A 24,319-nucleotide genomic window follows, 5' to 3' on the forward strand; every position below is an offset into this window, starting at 1 on the left:
AATTTATTTTGCAGGCTCTTTTCTTAATAAATTTTGTTCTAAAACGAACATAGTTTAAGAAAAGAGCCTCTATAAAAAAGGTGGTTTTTTAGTTTGAGTACAGTTATTGCCTTTATTGTTATCTTTGGAGCGCTAGTCTTTTTCCATGAATTAGGCCATTTAATTTTTGCAAAACGGGCAGGTATTTTATGCCGCGAATTTGCGATTGGATTTGGACCTAAGGTTTTCTCTCATAAAAAAGGGGAAACAACGTATACCATTAGGTTGCTGCCAATAGGTGGTTTTGTCCGAATGGCAGGTGAAGACCCAGAAGTTGTCGAAATAAAACCAGGTTATAGAATCGGGCTTTTATTCGACAAAGATAATACCGTTAATAAAATCATATTAAACAATAAAGAAAAGTATCCTGATTGCCGGATTGTTGAAGTGGAATATGCAGATATTGAACACAAGTTATTTATTAAGGGCTATCCGGATGATGACGAAGAAAGCTTGCAGACTTTCACTGTAAGCCCGACTGCAGTTACGATTGAAAATGGAATCGAAACACAATTAGCTCCATATAACCGTCAATTTGCGTCCAAAACCCTGCCACAAAGAACCATGGCCATTTTTGCTGGCCCGATGATGAATTTTGTCCTCGCTTTCTTTTTGTTTATTATCATTGCGTTCTTACAAGGTGTTCCAACAAACGAACCTAAATTAGGGGAAATTACAACGGATGGTGCTGCAAATGCTGCTGGTCTCCTGCAAGGTGACGTTGTCAACAGTATAAACGGTGCTGAAATTTCAAGCTGGTCCGATGTTGTTGAAATTATCAGGGAAAATCCGAATGAGGAACTTGATTTTTCGATTACACGTGATGGGCAAGAACAAGAAATAACAGTTACTCCAAAAGAGCAAACGGTCGAGGGTGAAAAGATTGGTCTAATTGGTGTTTATAGTCCAATTGAGAAATCACCTTTAAAAGCGATTACCTCTGGTTTTACTGAGACATACTTTTGGACAAAACAAATTTTTGTGATGCTCGGTCAGTTAGTCACTGGTCAATTCTCCATCGATATGCTCTCAGGTCCGGTTGGAATATACGCTTCAACTGATACAGTTGTCCAGTCTGGTATTTACTATGTCATGAAGTGGGCAGCTATTCTAAGCATAAACCTAGGGATTATGAACCTCTTGCCTATTCCTGCACTTGATGGAGGAAGGCTAATGTTTTTTGCAGTAGAAGCTGTAAGAGGAAAGCCGATTGATCGTCACAAGGAAGGCATGGTCCACTTTATTGGATTTGCATTGCTAATGCTCCTTATGCTGGTTGTTACCTGGAATGATATTCAGAGGTTTTTCTTATAAGATAACTATTTTAAAGGGGTTCCTCAGTGAACCCCTTTTTTATTGCCCGAAAAAGAAATAGGGAGACTTTTCGGTAGGAAAGAGAAGCCCCAGGTGCCCGAAAAAGTAAAAAAGAGATTGTTCGGTAGGATAGAGGAGCCCCATGCCCAAAAAGACAATAAAGAAATCTTTCGGTCAAATAGAATTTGCCTGAATGCCCATCTTGAATAGAAAGCGGAATGGCTGTAAATTTTATTTACTTTTTTGGTTTTATTTTTCTGTCGAAATACGCCGAATGATTATGTATCATATGATATAATTACTTTTTGATAATAGTTACATTAAAAGATTTATATAGATGGGAGAGGGAATGATGAGCGAACATGCCTCTGGCAAAAAAGAGCGATTCTTACTCTTGCTCCAGCAACTAGAATTAATAGAGGACGCTGTTGTAGCACAATTTCAAAATGCACAAATTGAGAGATTTATTGTAGAAAAGAAGGCAAGAAAATGGCATTTTCAATTTTTACTAGAAAAAATTCTTCCTTATAGTTTGTATCTTCGTTTTACTACTCAACTTGAAAGAAAATTCTCAAATATAGCTAATATTACCTATGATTTAAAAGTTGAAGATCAAAGCTTTCATCCAGAATTACTTCTAGAGTATTGGAATCATAGTATTCAACAAATCGATGGTATCTCTCCGCCAATGCTAAAATTATTGAATGAACAAGTGCCGACTGTTAGTGGTAATAAGGTAACCATTTCAGTACGCAATGAGACGGAAGGTATGGCCTTAAAGAAGAAATATGGCACGATGATTACCGACCTCTACCAATCGTTCGGATTTCCGAGTTTAACAGTTGAAACGGACATTAATAATGTAGAGAAAAATGACGAATACCAACAATTTTTATTAGCAAAACAAAAAGAAGATCAAGAACGCGGACTCATGGCCTTAGCTGATTTACAAAAGAAAGAAGCGGAGAAGGATGCAGGAGGGGCAGTTTCTGAAGGTCCACTCTCAATTGGTCTTACAATTAAGGATGATTCAGACCTGCGAAACATGATTGATATAGTGGATGAAGAAAGAAGAGTCACAGTAGAAGGGTTTATTTTTGACGCAGAGACAAGAGAGTTAAGAAGTGGCCGTACGCTCTTAACCTTTAAGGTTACGGATTACACAAGTTCTCTCATGGTTAAAATGTTTTCACGGGATAAAGAAGACGCAGCCCTTTACCAGCTCGTCAAAAAAGGTATGTGGGTAAGGGTACGAGGCAGCATTCAAAATGATACCTTTGTACGTGATTTAGTCATGATTGGAAATGATATAAACGAAATCAAACCAGAGGGTCGTAAAGATACAGCTCCAGAGGATCAAAAACGTGTAGAGCTCCATCTTCATACTCCTATGAGTTCAATGGATGCAGTTACTCCTGTAGGGACGCTGATAGCTCAGGCAAAAAAGTGGGGACATAAAGCGATTGCTGTTACTGACCATGCTGTTGCCCAATCCTTCCCTGAAGCTTATGGTGCAGGAAAGAAAAATGATATTAAAATTCTTTATGGTGTAGAAGTAAATCTTGTGGATGATGGTGTGCCGATTGCCTATAATGATGTCCATCGGTTATTAGCAGAAGATACATTTATTGTTTTTGACGTTGAAACCACGGGTCTATCAGCAGTGTACGATACGATCATTGAATTAGCTGCCGTTAAAATTCAAAACGGGGAAATAATTGATCGCTTTGAATCATTCGCGAATCCGCATCATCGTTTATCGGCAACCACGATAAACCTTACAGGAATTACTGATGATATGGTGCAAAATGCTCCTGAAGTCGGAGAAGTAATACAAAGATTTCATGAGTGGGTAGGAGACGGAATCCTTGTTGCTCATAATGCTTCTTTCGATATGGGTTTCCTTAATGTTGGGTATAAAAATATAGGACTAGAAAAGGCAAAAAATCCTGTTATTGATACCCTAGAGCTAGGTAGATTCCTGTATCCAGAACTGAAAAATCATCGTTTAAATACATTAGCCAAAAAGTTTGATATCGAATTAACACAGCACCATAGAGCTATATACGACGCAGAAGCTACCGGGTATTTACTCTTAAAAATGCTTAAGGACTCATTAGAAAAAGGGATTGAATACCACGATCAATTTAACGATAACATGGGGAAAGGAAATGCCTATCAACGTGCACGTCCGTATCATTGTACGTTACTTGCGCAAACGGAAGTTGGTTTAAAGAACTTATTTAAACTCGTATCCATTTCACATATTGAATACTTTTATAGAGTACCAAGACTGCCACGGTCGGTCCTACAAAAATACAGAGAAGGGATTATTGTTGGTTCCGGCTGTAATAAAGGGGAAGTTTTTGAAGGAATGATGCAAAAATCCCCTGATGAAGTGGAAGCGGCGGCGCAATTCTATGATTACCTTGAAGTTATGCCGAAGGAAGTAAATGCTCCATTGATTGAAATGGAACTAGTTCGTGATGAAAAGGCACTTGAAGATATCATTGGGAATATAGTAAAACTTGGCGATAAATTAGGTATTCCGGTCGTTGCAACGGGTAATGTACATTATTTAAATGAGAATGATAAGATCTACCGAAAAATATTAGTTAATTCACAAGGTGGAGCAAACCCGTTAAATCGTCACAAATTACCTGATGTCCATTTTAGAACAACCAATGAAATGCTTGCAGCGTTTTCTTTCCTTGGAGGAGAAAAGGCGAAGGAAATTGTTATTACCAATACAAACAAGATAGCAGATATGATTGATGTCATTAAGCCGATTAAAGATGACTTATACACGCCAAGGATTGAAGGCGCAGATGAAGAAATGCGCGAAATGAGTTATTCGATGGCAAAGAAGATTTACGGAGAACCGCTTCCAGAAATCGTAGAAGCACGCCTTGAAAAAGAATTGAAAAGCATCATCGGCCATGGTTTCGCTGTTATTTACTTGATTTCCCATAAACTAGTGAAAAAATCCCTGGATGATGGATATCTTGTTGGATCACGTGGATCTGTAGGTTCTTCTTTTGTTGCAACAATGACGGAAATTACCGAAGTGAATCCATTGCCCCCTCATTACGTCTGTCCAACCTGTAAGCATTCGGAATTCTTCAATGACGGTTCTGTTGGATCAGGATTTGATTTACCAGATAAAGACTGTCCGCAATGTGGAGGTAAATACCGAAAAGACGGACATGACATTCCCTTTGAAACCTTCCTTGGTTTTAAAGGGGACAAGGTTCCCGATATCGACTTGAACTTCTCCGGTGAGTATCAGCCGCGTGCTCATAACTACACGAAGGTTCTTTTTGGAGAAGACAATGTATTTCGAGCTGGTACGATTGGAACAGTAGCAGATAAAACAGCTTTCGGATATGTGAAAGCATATCAGCAGGACAATAATTTACAATTACGCGGAGCGGAAATAGAAAGACTTGCTTCCGGTTGTACAGGTGTAAAACGAACAACTGGTCAGCATCCAGGTGGTATTATCGTTATTCCTGATTATATGGATGTCTATGACTTTTCACCAATACAGTTCCCTGCAGATGATAGAAACTCTGAATGGAAGACAACACATTTTGATTTCCATTCCATTCACGATAATGTCTTAAAGCTTGATATACTTGGTCACGACGATCCAACCGTAATCAGAATGCTGCAAGACCTCAGTGGAATGGACCCAAAAACGATTCCAACAGATGATCCAGAAGTAATGAAAATTTTTAGTGGAACTGAATCATTAGGTGTTACGGAACAGCAAATTATGTGTAAAACAGGTACCCTTGGGATTCCTGAATTCGGTACACGATTTGTCCGCCAAATGTTAGAAGATACAAAACCTACAACTTTTTCTGAACTTGTCCAAATTTCCGGTCTGTCACATGGAACGGATGTATGGCTCGGTAACGCACAAGAATTAATCCATAACAACATCTGTAATCTGAGTGAAGTTATTGGCTGTCGTGATGATATCATGGTCTACCTTATTTATCAGGGACTAGAACCATCATTTGCTTTTAAAATAATGGAGTCAGTTCGTAAAGGGAAAGGACTCTCAGAAGAAATGGAAGCAGAAATGCGTCGTAACGAAGTACCGGAATGGTATATTGATTCTTGTAAAAAGATAAAATATATGTTCCCTAAGGCCCACGCAGCGGCCTATGTATTGATGGCTGTTAGAATTGCCTATTTCAAGGTTCATTTGCCGCTTTTATATTACGCTGCCTATTTTACGGTTCGTGCAGAAGATTTTGATTTAGAGGTAATGACAAGAGGTTCTGAATCGATTCGTGCAAAGATAGAGGAAATAAATGCAAAAGGCCTTGAAGCGTCAAATAAGGAAAAAAACCTATTAACTGTTCTCGAGTTGGCCCTTGAAATGGTGGAACGGGGTTTTTCTTTCCAAAACTATGATTTATATAAATCCGATGCATCTGAGTTTATTATTGAAGAAAATTCATTAATCCCTCCATTTAATTCAATACCAGGGCTTGGAACAAATGCCGCTTATAACATTGTAAAGGCAAGAAAAGATGGAGAATTTCTATCTAAAGAGGACTTACAGCAACGTGGTAAAGTGTCAAAAACTATACTAGAATATTTAGATAAGCAAGGCTGTCTAGGATCTTTACCAGATCAAAATCAGCTATCCTTATTCTAAATAGTAAAAACCTTGATCTAATGCCTTTCGGTTTGCATATAAAATTTGGTTATGGTATAGTTTTATTGGAAATACTAAGAAATACTCTCGTGTTAAAGAGTGGGGAAACCCGCTCTTTCGTTTTTGTATTGGACAATTTTACAGAGTTATTGATAAAACTTTCCGTGAAATACGTATAATATGGGTGAAAATGTCGGTAAAGGAGGTTAAACATGAGCAAAGTAACGGAAGTAGTAGAAGAGCTAACTCAGCCAATCTTGAAAGAATTAGAATTAGAATTGGTGGAAATTGAGTTTGTTAAAGAAGGGAAAAATTGGTTTCTTCGCGTATATATTGATAAGGAAAACGGTGTTGATATTGAGGACTGTGGCATTGTCAGTGAACGGCTTAGTGAAAAACTCGATGAGCTTGACCCGATAACCCAAAATTATTTTCTTGAGGTTTCGTCCCCTGGTGCAGAAAGACCCCTGAAAAAGGCGAAGGACTTCGAAAAGGCAATTGGTAAAAATGTGTTCATTAAAACATACGAACCTATTGACGGTGAAAAAGGATTTGAAGGAAAGTTACTTGATTATGATGGGCAGACAGTAAAGGTTGAAATCAAAATCAAAACCCGTAAAAAAGTCATCGAGATTCCTTTTGAAAAAGTGGCTAGTGCAAGGCTAGCAGTTATTTTTTCATAATAAAAGATAATATATATGAAAGATAGGGGGATATGATCAAATGAGCAGCGAATTATTAGATGCTCTTACAATACTAGAAAGAGAAAAGGGCATTTCTAGAGATGTTTTAATCGATGCGATTGAAGCCGCACTGATCTCGGCATATCGACGCAATTTTAATCAAGCCCAAAATGTTCGAATTGATTTAAATCTGGGAACAGGCTCCATGCGTGTTTTTGCCAGAAAAGAAGTAGTGGATGAAGTTTTTGACCCTCGTCTTGAAATATCATTAACAGATGCCAGAAACATTAACCCTAATTATGCTGTTGAAGATGTAGTTGAAATGGAAGTAACTCCTAAGGACTTTGGAAGAATTGCAGCCCAAACAGCCAAGCAAGTTGTTACCCAAAGAGTGAGGGAAGCTGAAAGAGGCATCATTTATTCTGAATTTATTGACCGTGAAGAAGATATTATGACCGGAATTGTTCAAAGACTTGATTCAAAGTTTATTTATGTGAGTCTTGGAAAAATTGAAGCTTTGCTCCCTGTTAATGAACAAATGCCAAATGAGCGGTATAAGCCACATGACCGTATAAAGGTGTTTATTACGAAGGTTGAGAAGACTACGAAAGGTCCACAAATTTTCGTATCACGTACTCATCCTGGATTACTTAAAAGATTGTTCGAGATAGAAGTTCCAGAAATATATGATGGGACAGTTGAGATCAAATCAGTAGCTCGTGAAGCAGGAGACCGTTCGAAAATTTCTGTTCATTCGGATAACAATGAAGTTGATCCAGTCGGATCTTGCGTAGGTCCAAAAGGTACAAGGGTTCAAGCTGTTGTGAATGAATTGAAGGGTGAAAAAATCGATATTGTTAAATGGTCCGATAATCCTGTCGTCTTTGTTGCGAATTCTTTAAGCCCTTCTAAAGTATTAGATGTCATGGTGAATGAATCTGAAAAAGCTACCACAGTCGTTGTACCAGATTATCAACTTTCACTGGCAATTGGGAAGCGCGGACAAAATGCCCGTTTGGCTGCAAAGTTGACCGGTTGGAAAATAGATATCAAATCAGAAACCGAAGCACGTGAATTAGGAATCTATCCACGTGAGGAAATGATTCGACTTTTTGATGATCAAGTTGATGTAGACTTTAATGATGAAGATGAAAAGGAATAAGAAGTGAGGTGAATGATCGTGAACAATCGTAAAAAAGTTCCTATGCGGAAGTGTGTCGCAACCGGCGAAATGAAGCCGAAAAAAGAACTCGTTCGCATCGTTCGCTCAAAAGAAGGGGAAGTATCTATCGACTTAACTGGAAAAAAGTCGGGCAGAGGTGCATACCTTTCAAAGGACAAGGAAGCGGTCCTACTAGCCAAGAAGAAAAACATCCTTTCTAATCATTTAGAAGTTTCGATAAGTGAAACCTTATACGAGGAACTTTTGGAATTGATAGAAAAGGATAACAGGCAATCCATATGAATACACATCCATGGATGTCGTTACTTGGCTTAGCAAATCGAGCACGGAAAATCATATCGGGTGAGGAGCTTTCTGTTAAGGAGATACGAGGCGGAAAAGCAAAGCTCGTACTTTTATCGGCAGATGCATCTGCAAATACGACAAAGAAAATTACAGATAAATGTAAGTCATACCAAGTTCCATATAAACTAGTGGAAGATCGCCACCTTCTGGGCCAAGCGATTGGCAAAGAAGCCCGCGTTGTTGTAGCTGTACTGGATGATGGATTTGCAAAAAAATTGATGACGTTGCTCGATTAATTTTAGCGGGGGTGAAAATATGAGTAAAATACGTGTTTATGAGTATGCAAAAAAACACAATATTTCAAGTAAAGATGTAATTACCAAGTTGAAAGAAATGAATATAGAGGTTTCAAATCATATGGCAACGATTGAGGATGCGGCAGTTGTTAAGCTAGACGCAACCTATAATAAAAATGATAGCAAACCACAACAAAAGCAAGCGAGACCGCAACAGCAAAATCGCCAGAATCAGAAACCACATCAGCAGGGAGTTAAACCACAAGTGCAAAGTAAAACAAGCCCAAAAGCCTTTGAGGATGACGACTCTAAGACGACAACTCCTAGCAAGGTGAAAGTAGTATCTCCACCAAAAGCGGTTGACAGTAAAAAACATAGTCAACAATTCCAATCTAAGGAAAATAAAGTTTTTAGTGCAGGAAAAGGAAATAAAAAACCTTTTAATAATAATAATCAAAATCGCAATAATAATAACAACCGGAAAAAGAACCATACACCGGTTCCGCAAGCACAGCCTCAGGTTAAGAAAGTCAAGGAGCTTCCAGCTAAAATTACTTTTAGTGAATCTCTAACTGTAGGCGAACTTGCAAAAAAAATCTACCGCGAACCTTCTGAAATCATTAAGAAGCTCTTTTTACTTGGCGTAATGGCAACAATTAACCAGGTCTTAGATAAAGACGCGATTGAATTAATTGCAAGTGAATATGGTGTTGAGGTCGAGGAAGAAGTTAAGATCGATACGACAGATCTTGAAGTTTATTTCACTGAAGACGCACCAGAAGACCTAGTGGAAAGACCATCCGTTGTAACCATTATGGGTCACGTTGACCATGGTAAAACAACTTTGCTTGATTCCATTCGTAACACAAAGGTAACGGAAGGTGAAGCAGGTGGAATTACCCAGCATATTGGTGCTTACCAAGTTGTTGAAAATGGGAAAAAGATAACATTCCTTGATACACCGGGACACGCTGCTTTTACAACAATGCGTGCACGTGGTGCGAAAATTACAGATATCACAATCCTTGTAGTAGCTGCTGATGACGGTGTTATGCCGCAAACAGTTGAGGCGATTAACCATGCCAAAGCTGCAGAAGTTCCAATTATCGTTGCTGTTAATAAAATGGATAAAGAGGCTGCCAACGCTGACCGTGTTATGCAGGAACTTACTGAGCATGGATTAGTTTCTGAAGCATGGGGCGGAGATACAATCTTTGTTCCACTTTCCGCAAAAACAGGAGAAGGAATCGATAATCTGTTGGAAATGATTCTTCTTGTTAGTGAAGTGGAAGAATGGAAAGCAAACCCTAACCGTAAAGCAGTTGGAACCGTAATTGAAGCACAATTAGATAAAGGCCGCGGATCCGTTGCTACTTTGCTCGTTCAAAACGGTACACTGAAGATCGGTGATCCGATTGTTGTAGGAAACACATATGGTCGTGTTCGTGCAATGGTAAATGACCTAGGACGCCGGGTGAAAGAAGCTGGACCTTCTACACCTGTTGAAATCACAGGTTTAAGTGATGTTCCACAAGCTGGTGACCGTTTTGTCGTATTTGACGATGAGAAAACAGCTCGTCAAGTTGGAGAAGCACGTGCGCAACAAGCACTGGCAGCTCAACGTGGTGAAAAATCAATTGTCAGCCTAGATAATTTATTTGAACAACTAAAGCAAGGCGAGATGAAGGATTTAAATATCATCCTTAAAGCTGATGTTCAAGGTTCGGCTGAAGCCGTTGCTGCTTCCCTGCAAAAAATTGATGTTGAAGGTGTAAATATCAGAATTATTCATAGTGGTGCAGGTGCCATCAATGAGTCGGATATTACACTAGCCTCAGCTTCAAACGCGATTGTAATTGGATTTAACGTACGTCCTGATGTGAATGCAAAGCGTGCAGCTGAACAGGAAAAGGTAGATGTTCGTCTACACAGCATTATCTATAAAGTAATCGAAGAAATTGAAGCTGCTATGAAAGGTATGCTTGATCCTGAATTTAAAGAAAAAGTAATTGGTCAAGCGGAAATTCGTCAAACCTTTAAAGTTTCAAAGGTTGGAACCATTGCTGGTTCTTATGTGACTGACGGTAAAATTACTCGTGATAGCGGAATTCGTTTAATTCGTAATGGTGTTGTCATCTTTGAAGGAAATATCGATGCATTAAAACGTTTTAAAGATGATGCCAAAGAGGTTTCACAAGGTTATGAATGTGGTATTACCATTAAGAACTTCAATGATGTTAAAGAAGGAGATATTATTGAAGCATACGTAATGGAAGAAATAGAGCGTAAATGATTGTAGGTATCGCTGTTTGTGAATGTATTATTTACGATGCGCATTCTTTAAAAGAAAAACGTGCGGTTTTGCAGCGAATTCTTACCAGGTTAAAACAAAAATTTAATGTATCGGTTTCAGAAGTTGACTATCAGGATGTTTGGCAAAGGACGAAAATAGCCATTGCTGCTGTAACATCCAATCGGGTAATGACTGAACTGGAACTGCAAAATGCACTTAAATTTATTGATTCTTTTCCTGAAATAGAAAGAACAATCACCGATGTAGAATGGCTTTAAGTTAAGAGGTGAAGTGATGAGCCACAGAGCAAATCGTGTTGGAGAACAAATGAAGAAAGAACTAAGTGACATCATCGGTCGAAAAATTAAAGATCCTCGGATCGGCTTTGTGACAGTTACAGACGTTCAAGTATCAGGAGATCTACAACAAGCAAAAGTATATATTTCTGTTTTGGGCGATGAAGAGCAAAAGGAAAACACTCTTAAAGGTCTTGCAAAGGCGAAAGGTTTTATCCGAACTGAAATCGGACATCGTATTCGTTTACGCAAAACACCTGAGATCCTTTTTGAATGGGATGAATCAATGGATTATGGAAATCGAATCAATTCTCTCATTCACCAATTGCACCATGAAGAAAGAAGCATGGAAAAAAATGAAGAAGAATAAATGGATAGACAATTGTCTATCCTTTTTTTTCGATACAAAATAGAAATGGAGTGACCAAAGGTGGAGGGAATATTACCTTTATATAAACCCGCTGGACTGACGTCGCATGATTGTGTATTCAGACTGAGGAAAATATTAAAAACGAAAAAAGTCGGTCATACTGGAACACTGGATCCAGATGTAACCGGAGTTCTTCCTATTTGTATAGGCAGGGCAACAAAAGTTGCAGAATATATAACTGACGCAGGAAAAAGTTATGAAGGCGAAGTATCGATTGGTTATTCCACAACAACCGAGGATGCTTCTGGCGAAAAAGTGGAGGAAAAGAAAATTGAAGGTACCATTAGCAGAAAAGAAATTCTTCAGGTCCTTGATTCTTTAACAGGTGAAATAGAACAGACTCCTCCGATGTATTCAGCTGTAAAAGTAGGAGGCACTCGTCTTTATGAATATGCCCGGAAAGGGATTGAAGTAGAACGCCCGACTAGAAAGGTGAACATTTATTCAATAGAGCTGCTTGATGATCGAGAAGAGTTTTCAGGAGAAACGATCTCATTTCGATTTAGAGTAAGCTGCAGTAAAGGTACCTATATCAGGACATTAGCGGTTATGATTGGCGAAAGTCTTGGTTATCCTGCACATATGTCAAATTTAGTCAGAGTGCAATCAGCTGCATTTAACATTGATGATTGTCTGACATTTGAGCAAATTGAAAAGTTAATGGAGATGGGGACAATTTCTTCATCTTTACGGCCATTAGAAATGGCACTTTCTCATTTGCCGAAATACATAATAAATGATAAAGTAGCAGAGAAAGTGAAAAATGGCGCACTTTTGCCAATACCAGAACACTTAAAAAACAGTAACGGACCTATTATCGCTGAAACAGAAGAAGGAAGAGCTCTAGCCATCTATTCGGTACACCCGAACAAGCCAGGGCTTCTTAAACCTGTTAAAGTTTTGCGTAATGAACAAGGTTAAAAAGGTTACGGTCAAGAAAAGGTGAGTTTCATTGGAAGTAATAAAGCTAGAGTTTCCATTAAATATAAATAAAACTGAAATACCTCCACTATCAATGGCACTTGGATATTTTGACGGTGTTCATCTTGGTCATCAAAAGGTGATCCTTGAAGCAAAAAAACAAGCCGATCAAAGAGGACTAAGTTCCGCAGTTATGACCTTTGACCCTCATCCATCGGTGGTTTTAGGCAAGAATGAAAAGCATGTTCAGTATATAACACCGTTAAGCGATAAAATTACTTTAATTGAGGAATTAGGCATCGATTACCTTTTTATCGTCCATTTCACTGGTGATTTTGCAAACCTTCTTCCGCAAGAATTTATCGATCAGTATGTTATAGATTTAAATGTAAAACATGTCGTAGCCGGATTTGATTTCTCTTATGGCCGTATGGGGAAAGGAACCATGGAAATTTTACCTTTCCATTCGAGAGAAAAATTCACCTTCACCATTGTTGAAAAATACACCAGTGGCGATGAAAAAGTAAGTTCTACTCGCATCCGTCAATATATAAAAAATGGAAGAACTGTCGAGCTTCCGGAATTACTCGGAAGATTCTATTCAACAGCCGGCATCGTTGTCCACGGAGATAAAAGAGGCAGGACAATCGGATTTCCAACCGCAAATGTGGATACGAAGGATGCATATATATTACCCCCAACCGGTGTCTATGCCGTAAAAATTGAAATAGATGAAAACTGGTACGAAGGTGTATGCAACGTTGGCTACAAACCAACGTTTAATAATGACGCGCTGAGGATCTCTGTAGAAGTCCATATCTTCAACTTTGAAGAAACCATTTACGACTCAGAAGTAATCATTGAATGGCATCAATACCTAAGAAAAGAACAAAAATTCTCAGGAATCCAAGAACTAGTTACACAAATTGAAAAGGATAAACAGAATGCGATAAAATACTTTAATAAATAGCTTTTTTAGCGATTAACTTGCATTTTGTCGTAAAACGTTGTATTCTTATTAACGTATTAAAAATAACCTTTGCTTGGCAAGTCGAGTCACCGACGCTTGCTCAGTAACAGGGGATAGTAAAATTAGGAGGTGAATAGGATGGCAATCACACAAGAACGTAAAAACGAACTAATCGCTGAGTATAAAACTCATGATAACGACACTGGATCTGCAGAGGTTCAAATCGCTGTCCTTACTGAATCAATCAACAATTTGAATGAGCACTTACGTACTCATAAGAAGGACCACCACTCACGTCGCGGTCTGTTGAAAATGGTTGGTAAGCGTCGTAATCTTTTAACGTACCTACGTAATAAAGATGTTCAACGTTACCGTGAATTAATCAATAAGCTAGGACTTCGTCGATAATCAAAAGAAGCGGGATTTTTCCCGCTTTTTTGTTAGGTTTAAAAAAGATAATCCCTAGTGCAAGATAAATATATATATACATATTTTAAGTCGCAAAAATTTGAGCATACTATAAGTATATTTGTATTGATAATATAAGCTTAAACGCTTTTTTTATATTAGATGATTAGAGCGATATTATTTCGCATTATTCTCTAAAGTGATTTAGATAGAGAGGGGTAACAATATGGAACAAACGAAACATGAATATTCCATGGAATGGGCTGGTCGTAAATTAACCGTTGAAATTGGACAACTAGCCAAACAAGCAAATGGAGCCGTAATGGTCCGTTATGGAGATACGGCAGTTCTAAGTACTGCTACTGCTTCAAAAGAACCCAAAAACTTAGACTTTTTTCCTTTAACATGTAACTATGAAGAGCGATTATATGCGGTGGGGAAAATACCTGGAGGATTTATTAAACGTGAAGGCCGTCCGAGTGAAAAGGCAATTTTAGCTAGTCGTTTAATTGATCGCCCTATTCGTCCACTTTTTGCAGATGGCTTCCGTAACGACGTACAAGTAATCAGCATTGTTATGAGTGTGGATCAAGATTGCTCGTCTGAAATGGCAGCAATGTTTGGGTCATCATTAGCTCTATGTACATCTGACATTCCATTTGAGGGACCAATTGCTGGTGTTATCGTTGGAAGAGTGGGTGGAGAGTTTGTCATCAATCCAACAGTAGAACAAGCTGAAAAAAGCGACATTCATTTAACTGTTGCAGGGACAAAAGACGCAATTAACATGGTTGAAGCTGGTGCTGATGAAGTTTCAGAGGAAGTAATGCTCGAAGCTATCATGTATGGACATGAAGAGATTAAACGCTTAATTGAATTCCAAGAGAAGATTATGGCTGAGGCTGGTAAGGAAAAAAGGGAAATAGTTCTTTACGAAATTGATAAAGACCTTGAAGCTGAAGTGAGAGAAATGTGCGAAGCAGATATGGTCACGGCTATTCAGGTTCAAGAAAAGCATGCCCGCGAGGATGCCATTAAAGAAGTAAAGAATCGTGTAATTGCTAAGTTCGAGGAGAATGAGGCAACAGACGATGACATGAAACAGGTAAAACAAATCTTAGATAAAATTGTCAAAGGTGAAGTTCGTCGTTTAATTACCGTTGAAAAGATTCGTCCAGATGGTCGGAAAATCGATGAAATACGTCCATTATCTTCACAGATAGGTATTTTACCAAGGACACATGGATCAGGGTTGTTTACTCGTGGACAAACTCAAGCATTAAGTATCTGTACATTAGGAGCTATGGGTGATGTGCAAATACTAGATGGTTTAGGCATTGAGGAAGAAAAGCGTTTTATGCATCATTACAATTTCCCTCAATTTAGTGTTGGAGAAACTGGACCAATCCGTGGACCTGGCCGTCGTGAAATCGGACATGGTGCTCTTGGTGAGCGAGCATTGGAACCAATTGTACCTTCTGAGAAGGACTTTCCATATACGATTCGCCTTGTTTCTGAAGTCCTTGAATCTAACGGATCTACCTCTCAGGCGAGTATCTGTGCAAGTACCCTTGCGATGATGGATGCTGGTGTACCAATTAAGGCCCCGGTTGCTGGGATTGCGATGGGTCTTGTTAAATCTGGTGAACATTATACTGTTTTGTCTGATATTCAAGGTATGGAAGACCACTTAGGCGATATGGATTTCAAAGTTGCTGGAACGGCTAAGGGTGTAACTGCACTTCAAATGGATATTAAAATTAAAGGGCTTTCTCGTGAAATTCTTGAAGAAGCACTTCAGCAGGCTAAAAAGGGTAGAATGCATATTCTTGATTCTATGCTGGCGACTATTTCTGAACCAAGAAGTGAACTTTCAAAATTCGCGCCAAAAATCTTAACTATGAAAATTAACCCAGATAAAATTCGTGATGTTATTGGACCAAGTGGTAAGCAAATCAATAAAATCATTGAAGAAACTGGTGTTAAGATTGATATAGAACAAGATGGTACTGTATTTATTGCTTCAACCGACCAGGCAATGAACCAAAAGGCAAAGAAAATAATTGAAGACATTGTACGTGAGGTTGAAGTTGGCCAAATGTACCTTGGTAAGGTGAAACGAGTTGAAAAATTCGGAGCATTTGTTGAAATCTTTGCAGGGAAAGATGGATTGGTCCATATTTCTGAATTGGCCGAGGAACGAGTTGGCAAGGTTGAAGACGTCGTTGCAATCGGTGATGAAATTTTAGTGAAAGTTACTGAAATCGATAAACAAGGACGTGTAAACTTATCACGTAAGGCGATATTAAAGGAACAACGTGAAAAGGCTGAGAAAGCAGCGGAAAAACAATAAAGCTGCTTCACTAGGAATGTATAGAAAGGTCAGGGGGAACCCTGACTTTTTCCATATTAGTTCTATTTAGCTACGGCTCCTCCGCTTTTAGTTCTATCTAGCTCCGGCGCCTAGGGGCTCGGGTCATAAGCCAATCCGGCAAGAAGGTTAAAAAGCAACCTTCATGCCGGCTCGTCTTATGCCTGTCGCCCCTGTTCAAGGCTCCTCCGCTTTTAGTTCTACCTTGTCCCCTTTATTCATATATTCTGTATGAAGGGGGAAGGTAAATGAAGAAGTTAAGATTGATTGTTTGCTTATTACTTGTAGCGTGGTTTTCTGTTAACAATCCACTTGTAGATACATATATAGCTTCACTTAAAGGGAACTTCGTAACCGCAGTAAAGCAAGAAAATCCGCTATATCAAAGTATAATAAAAAAGGCTTCTACATATGAAATACCGCCTTCCAATGCTAAGATTGATCGAGTGTGGAAAGCTATCCCAGGGTATAATGGGTTAACTGTCGATATTGAAGCGTCATATAAAAATATGAAGAAGAGCGGTATTTTTGATGAAAAAAAATTAGTATATAAACAAACTCAACCATCCGTCCATCTTAAGGATTTGTCACCATCTCCGATTTATCGGGGACACCCTGATAAACCAATGGTCAGCTTCATTATAAATGTAGCTTGGGGAAATGAATATTTACCTGAAATGCTTGCGGTACTTAAACAACACCAAGTTAGGGCAAGTTTTTTCCTCGAGGGAAGATGGGTAAAAAATAATCCTGACTTGGCCAAAATGATTGTAAGTGCAGGTCACGAAGTTGGGAACCATTCCTATACACACCCTGACATGAAAAGAATTACCGCTGCCGAGACAAGAGAGCAATTGGTGAAAACAAATGAAGTAATTGAAGCAGCTACAGGAAATAAAAGTAGTTGGTTTGCTCCTCCCAGCGGCAGTTACAGGGACGAAACCGTTAAAATAGCTTCTGAATTAAATATGAAGACCGTTATGTGGACAGTTGATACAATCGATTGGCAAAAGCCTACACCTGACCAACTAATCAATCGTGTTATTTCTAAAATTGATAATGGTTTTATGGTGCTTATGCATCCGACGGCATCGACTGCCAAATCATTAGATCGTTTAATTTCACTTATCGAGGATAAGGGATTAAAAATAGGTACTGTAAGCGATTTAATGAGTGAAGAAAGAATTATGAAATAAAAAAACCAGGAATCCAGATAATAATGAAAGATACCAATGTTTCCGCTTTTCTATCGATAGGAGGATTTTGATGATAAACAAATATTCTTGCAAAAATGGAGTAAGAATTGTATTAGAAAATATTCCAACAGTAAGATCCGTAGCAATAGGAGTATGGATTGGCACTGGCTCAAGAAATGAAAATCCCCAAACAAATGGAATCTCACACTTTTTAGAACATATGTTTTTCAAAGGAACCACAACAAGATCCGCGAAAGAAATTGCTGAATCCTTTGATAGTATTGGAGGGCAAGTAAATGCCTTCACCTCAAAGGAGTACACTTGTTACTACGCAAAAGTTCTCGATACACATGCCCAATTTGCTTTAGATGTTTTAGCTGATATGTTCTTCAATTCAACATTTGTTGAAGAAGAATTAAATAAAGAAAGAAATGTCGTTTTAGAAGAAATTAAGATGTATGATGATACTCCAGATGATATTGTCCACGATTTACTCAGCAGGGCTATTTATGGCGACCATCCTCTAGGATATCCAATCTTAGGCACAGAGGAAACACTAAATACCTTCACTGGAGATACTCTTAAAGAATATATTCACAATCATTACACACCTGAAAACGTGGTAATTTCAATTGCTGGAAATGTATCTGAGTCTTTTATCAAGGAAGTTGAAAAGTACTTTGGTTCGTATGAAGGCGGGAAAAGTGCCATCACTGAGAATATTCCTACGTTCCATTCCAATCGATTATCACGCAAAAAAGAAACCGAGCAAGCACACTTATGTATCGGTTTCGAAGGGTTAAAGATTGGTCATGAAGATGTCTACAGCTTAATTATTTTAAATAACATTTTAGGCGGCAGTATGAGCAGCAGATTGTTCCAAGAAGTTCGTGAACAACGAGGGCTAGCATACTCTGTATTTTCCTATCATTCCGCTTACCAGGATAATGGGGTGGTAACCGTATATGGAGGAACAGGTGCGAAGCAGCTGGATGTGTTATTTGAAACCATTCAAGAAACTCTCGATAAATTAAAACAAGATGGAATTACAGAAAAAGAGTTAATTAATAGTAAAGAGCAATTAAAAGGAAGTTTAATGTTAAGTTTAGAAAGTACAAATAGCAGGATGAGCCGAAATGGGAAAAACGAGTTATTATTGAAGCGCCATCGTTCACTTGATGAAATTATTGAGCAAATTGACCAAGTAACAAAACAAAGTGTAGATGGAATGGCGACATCGGTCTTTACAAACAAGTATTCCGTTTCCTTGATCAGTCCGGACGGCGAATTACCGAATGGTTTAAGATAAAAGAAAAAACAGTTCATACCAGAACTGTTTTTTTCTTTAGTCTAAATTTGGACTTCCATCGATAAACATATAGTAAAGAGTGCTTAGAGAGGAGTTCATTCACATGAGGTTAAGTGAATTAAGCGGAAAAGAAATAGTGGATGTCAAAAAAGCAGAGCGATTGGGGGTTCTTGGTCAAACAGATCTTGAAATCAATGAAAATACTGGCCAGATTCAAGCATTGCTGATTCCATCCTCATTAAAATGGTTTGGATTTAGAAAACAAGGCGGAGAAATTAGAGTTCCATGGCAGCATATAAAAAAGATAGGCTCCGATATGATTATTATTGATGTACAAGAAGAGAAACAAGAAAAATAGGAATAATGTCTTAAAAGCCCAAGCAATGTAAAATTTTGCTTGGGCTTTTTTATATATCTGTTGATGGAAAACTCACAGATTTATTCATACTTACATAAGATGTTGAAGTGATAAGAGTAAAAAAACTTCCTGATTGGATTTTTTGAAAAGAAGGTGAATGATTTCATGCTGACAGGGATGCAGATAGCAGTGATCGGTGGAGATGCAAGGCAGCTGGAAATTATCCGGAAGTTAACCGAGTTAGATGCCAGATTATCATTAATTGGTTTCGAGCAGCTTGACCACGCGTTCACAGGCGCTGTTAAGGAAAAGTTGGATGAAGTCGATTTTTCAAATATGGATGCGGTGATCTTACCGGTACCCGGTACAAATTTAGAAGGATATGTGGAAACGATTTTTTCCAATGAAAAGGTCATTTTGACGGCCGAAATGCTTAAGAAAACACCTGATCATTGTACCGTTTACTCCGGAATTAGTAATAATTATTTAAATGGTATTACGAAGGAAGCAAATCGTCAACTTGTGCAGCTTTTTGAAAGGGACGATGTGGCCATTTACAATTCTATTCCGACAGTAGAAGGAACAATTATGATGGCAATTCAGCATACAGATTTCACAATTCATGGCTCTAATATTGCCGTATTAGGGCTGGGAAGATGTGGAATGAGTGTGGCAAGAACCTTCCATGCACTAGGAGCGAAGGTAAAGGTTGGTGCAAGGAAGAGTGAACATCTTGCTAGGATTACAGAGATGGGTTTAACTCCTTTTCATCTAAACGACTTAGGAAAAGAGGTTAAAGATACTGACATTTTAATCAATACAATACCGTTACAGATTGTAAGTGCTTCTGTTATTTCAAAATTGCCTGCTCATACTCTGATTATTGATTTAGCCTCAAAGCCTGGTGGAACAGACTTTAGATATGCAGAAAAAAGAGGTATAAAAGCACTTCTTGCACCAGGATTACCTGGAATTGTCGCGCCAAAAACAGCTGGTCAAATACTAGCTAATGTTCTGGCCCAATTGCTTCAAGATGATTTAAGCAAGCGAAAGGGGAAAATAAAATGAGTTTAAAAGGAAAAAAAATAGGCTTTGGATTAACGGGGTCCCACTGTACGTATGACGCTGTATTCCCAGAAATTGAAAAATTAGTTCAAGCTGGAGCGGAGGTTTTACCGGTCGTCACCGCTACAGTAAAAAATACCGAAACTCGGTTCGGAAAAGGTGAGGACTGGATTCAGAGGATTGAGGATTTAACAGGAAACAGAGCGATAGATTCAATCGTTGCAGCAGAGCCATTAGGTCCAAAAATCCCCTTAGATTGTATGGTTATAGCACCAATGACAGGTGTATCAATGAGCAAGTTTGCAAACGCAATGAATGATAGCCCAGTTTTAATGGCTGCAAAAGCGACATTGAGAAATTTAAAACCGGTGGTCCTAGGAATCTCAACCAATGATGCTTTGGGATTAAATGGAGTAAACTTAATGAGATTGATGGCAACAAAAAATATATTTTTTATCCCGTACGGGCAAGACGATCCAATCAAGAAGCCAAACTCCATGGTTGCGAGAATGCCTATGCTAATGGAAACAGTGGAAGCAGCTATTGAAGGCCGGCAAATTCAACCTGTGTTAGTGGAAAGATATAAGGATACAGACTAATTCATACTCCTTTCATCAAATATGGTTATTTCTTTCGAGGAATATGTTAATATATTTATAATTAATTCAATCATCAGTGGGATACTTTTATCTCACTGATGAGAATTTATATTAACCTTTTCTGATTCATTTTCGTGAAGCAGAATGGACCATAAATAGTAGATGAAAGATTGAAAGGGGTACTAGAAAATGAATCAAACAAATGGTTACCATGTTGCAGTAGTAGGTGCAACAGGAGCGGTGGGTCAGCAAATGATCCAAACGTTAGTGAAACAAAAATTCCCAATTAGACAACTAACTCTATTATCTTCCGCACGGTCTGCAGGTAAGAAAGTGACGGTTGATGGAGTTGAGCATACGGTACAGGAAGCGAAACCAGAAAGCTTTGCTGGTGTGGATATTGCTTTATTTTCAGCTGGAGGAAATATATCAAAAGAGCTTGCTCCTGAAGCAGTAAAACACGGAGCTATTGTAGTAGACAATACAAGTGCTTTCAGAATGGATGAAGATAAACCGTTAGTTGTACCTGAGGTAAATGAACATGATTTGCACCAGCATAATGGGATTATTGCTAACCCAAATTGTTCTACTATCCAAATGGTAGTAGCGCTAGAACCAATTAGGCAAAAATTTGGACTTAAAAAGGTTATTGTTTCAACCTATCAAGCAGTTTCAGGTGCAGGAGCAGTTGCGGTTGAAGAATTACAGAATCAGACAAAAGCTCTTCTGAATGGTGAAACAGTAGAACCCAAAATTTTACCGGTAAAAGGTGACAAGAACCATTATCAAATCGCGTTTAATGCTATACCACAAATTGATAAGTTCCAAGATAACGGATATACATTTGAAGAAATGAAAATGATTAACGAGACAAAGAAAATAATGCATATGCCAGAGCTGCATGTTGCTGCGACATGTGTTCGTTTACCTGTAGCAGTCGGGCACTCTGAATCTGTTTATTTTGAAATTGAAGCAGACGGCGTAAGTGCAAATGAAATAAAAGAGTTATTAAAGACAGCTCCAGGCGTGGTGTTACAAGATGACCCAGAGAATCAATTATATCCAATGCCTGCGAATTGTGTAGGAAGTAATGATGTATTTGTAGGTCGAATTCGTAATGACCTTAACGAAGGTCGTGGTTTCCATATGTGGGTTGTTTCTGACAATTTACTCAAAGGTGCTGCCTGGAATTCAGTTCAAATCGCTGAGAGCTTAATAAAGCTGGGTTTAATCAAAGAAAAAAAATAAAGTCTTGATTATAAAGGCAGGTTTAAAGGTTATATGAAAATCATAGTGCAAAAATTTGGCGGGACATCTGTCAAGGATGAAGAAAGCCGACAACATGCAAATAGACACATCAATAATGCATTAGAGGATGGATATAAGGTAGTTGTTGTAGTATCTGCAATGGGAAGAAAGGGTGATCCTTATGCAACGGATACACTCCTCTCTTTAATTGGAGGTAATGAAAATAAAATCAGTAAACGTGAGCAGGATCTTCTTGTATCATGTGGTGAAATTATTTCAAGCGTTGTTTTTGCCAATATGCTAAAAGAAAATGGCATCAATGCGATTGCTCTGACTGGGGCACAAGCAGGATTCCGAACGAATAGTGATCATTCACAGGCAAAGATTGTAGAAATGAAATGTGACAGATTGCTGAGAGATTTAGAACATCATGATGTTGTTGTGGTAGCTGGTTTTCAAGGTGCTGCAAAGAACGGTGACACGACCACTATTGGACGAGGTGGCAGTGACACTTCGGCAGCAGCGTTAGGGGCTGCTCTTAATGCTGAATGGATTGATATATTTACTGATGTAGAAGGGATTATGACAGCTGACCCAAGAATTGCTGATAATGCAAGGCGTCTTTCAGTTGTTACCTATACCGAGCTCTGTAACATGGCCTATCAGGGTGCGAAGGTTATTCATCCAAGAGCAGTTGAAATAGCTATGCAGGCAAAAGTGCCAATTCGAATTCGCTCTACTTATTCCGATGATTTAGGAACATTAGTAACATCGATCTCAAAAGAGTCTCGAGGCAGTGATATTAAAGAGAGAACCGTTACTGGAATAGCGCATGTTTCAAATGTAACTCAAATTAAGGTATTTGCTAAAAAAGACCAATACTACTTACAAGCCGAAGTTTTTAAAGCAATGGCAAATGAAAAAATTAGTGTAGACTTCATAAATATTTCACCCAATGCAGTTGTCTATACAGTTACGGATGAAATGACGGATAGAGCAATTAGGGTCTTAAAGGAAATAGAACATGAACCTGTTGTAGAACGTCATTGTGCAAAGGTTTCTGTTGTTGGAGCCGGTATTGCCGGTGTTCCGGGTATTACTTCTAAAATAGTTACAGCTCTTTCTGAGAATGGAATTCGCATTTTACAATCTGCTGATAGCCACACTACGATTTGGGTTCTTGTGAAGCAAGACGACTTGGCTAAATCAGTTAATGCATTACATGACGCCTTTCATCTAGAAGAAGAAACCCTGGATATAAAGCTTACGGATATCTAGTATATTTAGACGACGAATGTCGTCTAGATTTCCTAAAATGCCATTGTCGCAACGGGATTTTCGTAATTGAAAGGAGTAGTAAAATGGTTCATTTTGGTCGAGTTTCGACAGCCATGGTCACACCTTTTGATAAAAAAGGTCATATTGATTTTTCCAAGACCACTCAATTAATAAATTATCTAATAGATAATGGAACGGATTCTCTTGTGGTTGCAGGAACAACGGGTGAATCTCCAACCTTGTCAAAGGAAGAGAAGCTGGCACTATTTAATCATGTTGTAAAGGTAGTTGCAAAAAGAATACCTGTAATCGCTGGTACAGGAAGTAATAACACCTATGCTTCAGTGGAACTTACAAAAAGGGCAGAACAGCTTGGCGTGGATGGTATCATGCTAGTAGCACCCTATTATAATAAACCGAATCAAGAAGGCTTGTATCAGCACTTTAAAACGATTGCTGAAGCCACTAGTTTACCGGTAATGGTATACAACATCCCATCACGGGCATCCGTAAATATTCATCCGGAAACGATTATAAAGCTGTCAAAAATAGCGAATATTGTAGCTGTTAAGGAAGCAAGCGGCGATTTAAACGCCATGACACACATTATTGCAAATACCGATCGTGACTTCAATCTGTATAGTGGTGATGATGCGATGGCCATTCCGGTAATATCCATTGGCGGGGCAGGGGTAGTTTCCGTTGCTTCCCATGTGATAGGGAATGAAATGCAAGAGATGGTGAAAGCTTTTTTTGATGGGGATAATGGAAAAGCGGCAAAACTCCACCAAAAGCTGTTACCAATTATGCAGGGGCTATTTGCTGCTCCTAGTCCAGCACCTGTTAAAACGGCGCTTCAAATAAAAGGGCTTGATGTGGGTTCAGTAAGGCTGCCACTTGTACCATTAACTGAGCAAGAACGGGCTGTATTAAGTAAATTATTATTATAAACATACAAAAGCCAATCGAATTTTATTCGATTGGCTTTTGTTTTTTTTACACATGAAAATGCTCAGATGGTAAAATCGACTAAATTTGGTTGTAAAGGTTTTCAACTATCAAGTATAATAATCATAACTGATTTCGATCGGGCAATTTTGAA

The 24,319-nt window shown here is 38.5% G+C and carries 21 protein-coding genes; all 21 read left to right on the top strand.

Going from position 1 to position 24,319, the window contains the following annotated elements; genetic code table 11:
* Window positions 1-93: 93 nt before the first annotated feature.
* The 21 genes from rseP (at window position 94) to dapA (ending at window position 24,167) form a co-directional block, all read left to right on the top strand.
* On the top strand, window positions 94-1,353 hold the full coding sequence (gene rseP / locus BANA01_RS19320; RefSeq protein ID WP_034677047.1) for an RIP metalloprotease RseP: 1,260 nt from the start codon (window positions 94-96) through the stop codon (window positions 1,351-1,353).
* Between the two features lie 352 nt (window positions 1,354-1,705).
* Complete coding sequence (locus BANA01_RS19325) at window positions 1,706-6,028, top strand: PolC-type DNA polymerase III (RefSeq protein WP_063254308.1); 4,323 nt, start codon at window positions 1,706-1,708, stop codon at window positions 6,026-6,028.
* Between the two features lie 212 nt (window positions 6,029-6,240).
* Entirely contained in the window at window positions 6,241-6,711 is a 471-nt protein-coding gene (gene rimP / locus BANA01_RS19330) for a ribosome maturation factor RimP (protein ID WP_063254309.1), read from the top strand.
* A 40-nt stretch (window positions 6,712-6,751) separates the two neighbouring features.
* A complete protein-coding gene (gene nusA, locus BANA01_RS19335; protein ID WP_063254310.1) occupies window positions 6,752-7,873 on the top strand; it encodes a transcription termination factor NusA in 1,122 nt (373 codons plus the stop codon).
* Window positions 7,874-7,891: 18 nt separating this feature from the next.
* Window positions 7,892-8,176 (top strand): RNase P modulator RnpM, encoded by a 285-nt coding sequence (gene rnpM / locus BANA01_RS19340; protein ID WP_063254333.1) that lies wholly within the window; start codon window positions 7,892-7,894, stop codon window positions 8,174-8,176.
* Window positions 8,173-8,475, top strand: a complete 303-nt coding sequence (locus tag BANA01_RS19345) for a YlxQ family RNA-binding protein (RefSeq protein ID WP_063254311.1) — start codon at window positions 8,173-8,175, stop codon at window positions 8,473-8,475. The genes rnpM and BANA01_RS19345 overlap by 4 nt, the downstream gene beginning before the upstream one ends.
* Before the next feature lie 19 nt (window positions 8,476-8,494).
* Window positions 8,495-10,768, top strand: a complete 2,274-nt coding sequence (gene infB, locus BANA01_RS19350) for a translation initiation factor IF-2 (protein ID WP_063254312.1) — start codon at window positions 8,495-8,497, stop codon at window positions 10,766-10,768.
* On the top strand, window positions 10,765-11,046 hold the full coding sequence (locus BANA01_RS19355) for a DUF503 domain-containing protein (RefSeq protein WP_063254313.1): 282 nt from the start codon (window positions 10,765-10,767) through the stop codon (window positions 11,044-11,046). Before infB ends, BANA01_RS19355 begins: the two co-directional genes overlap by 4 nt.
* A gap of 16 nt (window positions 11,047-11,062) precedes the next feature.
* Window positions 11,063-11,434, top strand: a complete 372-nt coding sequence (gene rbfA / locus BANA01_RS19360) for a 30S ribosome-binding factor RbfA (RefSeq protein WP_063254314.1) — start codon at window positions 11,063-11,065, stop codon at window positions 11,432-11,434.
* Window positions 11,435-11,494: 60 nt separating this feature from the next.
* Window positions 11,495-12,415: a tRNA pseudouridine(55) synthase TruB gene (gene truB / locus BANA01_RS19365; RefSeq protein ID WP_063254315.1), complete on the top strand. Its 921-nt coding sequence runs from the start codon at window positions 11,495-11,497 to the stop codon at window positions 12,413-12,415.
* Between the two features lie 31 nt (window positions 12,416-12,446).
* Window positions 12,447-13,385, top strand: a complete 939-nt coding sequence (gene ribF / locus BANA01_RS19370; RefSeq protein ID WP_063254316.1) for a bifunctional riboflavin kinase/FAD synthetase — start codon at window positions 12,447-12,449, stop codon at window positions 13,383-13,385.
* Window positions 13,386-13,523: 138 nt separating this feature from the next.
* Complete coding sequence (gene rpsO, locus BANA01_RS19375) at window positions 13,524-13,793, top strand: 30S ribosomal protein S15 (RefSeq protein ID WP_063254317.1); 270 nt, start codon at window positions 13,524-13,526, stop codon at window positions 13,791-13,793.
* 226 nt (window positions 13,794-14,019) lie between these two features.
* Entirely contained in the window at window positions 14,020-16,146 is a 2,127-nt protein-coding gene (gene pnp / locus BANA01_RS19380) for a polyribonucleotide nucleotidyltransferase (RefSeq protein WP_063254318.1), read from the top strand.
* 266 nt (window positions 16,147-16,412) lie between these two features.
* A complete protein-coding gene (locus tag BANA01_RS19385; protein WP_063254319.1) occupies window positions 16,413-17,360 on the top strand; it encodes a polysaccharide deacetylase family protein in 948 nt (315 codons plus the stop codon).
* A gap of 70 nt (window positions 17,361-17,430) precedes the next feature.
* Window positions 17,431-18,669, top strand: coding sequence for a M16 family metallopeptidase (locus tag BANA01_RS19390; RefSeq protein ID WP_063254320.1), 1,239 nt, complete (start codon window positions 17,431-17,433; stop codon window positions 18,667-18,669).
* 103 nt (window positions 18,670-18,772) lie between these two features.
* On the top strand, window positions 18,773-19,027 hold the full coding sequence (locus BANA01_RS19395) for a YlmC/YmxH family sporulation protein (protein WP_063254321.1): 255 nt from the start codon (window positions 18,773-18,775) through the stop codon (window positions 19,025-19,027).
* Between the two features lie 165 nt (window positions 19,028-19,192).
* Complete coding sequence (gene dpaA / locus BANA01_RS19400; protein ID WP_063254322.1) at window positions 19,193-20,095, top strand: dipicolinic acid synthetase subunit A; 903 nt, start codon at window positions 19,193-19,195, stop codon at window positions 20,093-20,095.
* Window positions 20,092-20,691 (top strand): dipicolinate synthase subunit B, encoded by a 600-nt coding sequence (gene dpaB / locus BANA01_RS19405; protein WP_063254323.1) that lies wholly within the window; start codon window positions 20,092-20,094, stop codon window positions 20,689-20,691. The genes dpaA and dpaB overlap by 4 nt, the downstream gene beginning before the upstream one ends.
* A 189-nt stretch (window positions 20,692-20,880) precedes the next feature.
* Window positions 20,881-21,939, top strand: coding sequence for an aspartate-semialdehyde dehydrogenase (gene asd / locus BANA01_RS19410; protein ID WP_063254324.1), 1,059 nt, complete (start codon window positions 20,881-20,883; stop codon window positions 21,937-21,939).
* A gap of 33 nt (window positions 21,940-21,972) precedes the next feature.
* Entirely contained in the window at window positions 21,973-23,217 is a 1,245-nt protein-coding gene (gene dapG, locus BANA01_RS19415) for an aspartate kinase (protein ID WP_063254325.1), read from the top strand.
* An 83-nt stretch (window positions 23,218-23,300) separates the two neighbouring features.
* Window positions 23,301-24,167, top strand: coding sequence for a 4-hydroxy-tetrahydrodipicolinate synthase (dapA, locus tag BANA01_RS19420; RefSeq protein ID WP_063254326.1), 867 nt, complete (start codon window positions 23,301-23,303; stop codon window positions 24,165-24,167).
* Window positions 24,168-24,319: the final 152 nt, after the last annotated feature.

The organism is Neobacillus niacini NBRC 15566 (assembly GCF_001591505.1).
Classification (GTDB): Bacteria; Bacillota; Bacilli; order Bacillales; family Cytobacillaceae; genus Neobacillus; species Neobacillus niacini.

Bases quoted from the DNA above. Each gene is read 5' to 3' on its own strand.
- BANA01_RS19325 (WP_063254308.1), top strand. From the start codon at position 1,706: ATGAGCGAACATGCCTCTGGCAAAAAAGAGCGATTCTTACTCTTGCTC.
- rimP (WP_063254309.1), top strand. From the start codon at position 6,241: ATGAGCAAAGTAACGGAAGTAGTAGAAGAGCTAACTCAGCCAATCTTG.
- nusA (WP_063254310.1), top strand. From the start codon at position 6,752: ATGAGCAGCGAATTATTAGATGCTCTTACAATACTAGAAAGAGAAAAG.
- BANA01_RS19345 (WP_063254311.1), top strand. From the start codon at position 8,173: ATGAATACACATCCATGGATGTCGTTACTTGGCTTAGCAAATCGAGCA.
- infB (WP_063254312.1), top strand. From the start codon at position 8,495: ATGAGTAAAATACGTGTTTATGAGTATGCAAAAAAACACAATATTTCA.
- BANA01_RS19355 (WP_063254313.1), top strand. From the start codon at position 10,765: ATGATTGTAGGTATCGCTGTTTGTGAATGTATTATTTACGATGCGCAT.
- rbfA (WP_063254314.1), top strand. From the start codon at position 11,063: ATGAGCCACAGAGCAAATCGTGTTGGAGAACAAATGAAGAAAGAACTA.
- rpsO (WP_063254317.1), top strand. From the start codon at position 13,524: ATGGCAATCACACAAGAACGTAAAAACGAACTAATCGCTGAGTATAAA.
- pnp (WP_063254318.1), top strand. From the start codon at position 14,020: ATGGAACAAACGAAACATGAATATTCCATGGAATGGGCTGGTCGTAAA.
- BANA01_RS19385 (WP_063254319.1), top strand. From the start codon at position 16,413: ATGAAGAAGTTAAGATTGATTGTTTGCTTATTACTTGTAGCGTGGTTT.
- BANA01_RS19390 (WP_063254320.1), top strand. From the start codon at position 17,431: ATGATAAACAAATATTCTTGCAAAAATGGAGTAAGAATTGTATTAGAA.
- BANA01_RS19395 (WP_063254321.1), top strand. From the start codon at position 18,773: ATGAGGTTAAGTGAATTAAGCGGAAAAGAAATAGTGGATGTCAAAAAA.
- dpaA (WP_063254322.1), top strand. From the start codon at position 19,193: ATGCTGACAGGGATGCAGATAGCAGTGATCGGTGGAGATGCAAGGCAG.
- dpaB (WP_063254323.1), top strand. From the start codon at position 20,092: ATGAGTTTAAAAGGAAAAAAAATAGGCTTTGGATTAACGGGGTCCCAC.
- asd (WP_063254324.1), top strand. From the start codon at position 20,881: ATGAATCAAACAAATGGTTACCATGTTGCAGTAGTAGGTGCAACAGGA.
- dapG (WP_063254325.1), top strand. From the start codon at position 21,973: ATGAAAATCATAGTGCAAAAATTTGGCGGGACATCTGTCAAGGATGAA.
- dapA (WP_063254326.1), top strand. From the start codon at position 23,301: ATGGTTCATTTTGGTCGAGTTTCGACAGCCATGGTCACACCTTTTGAT.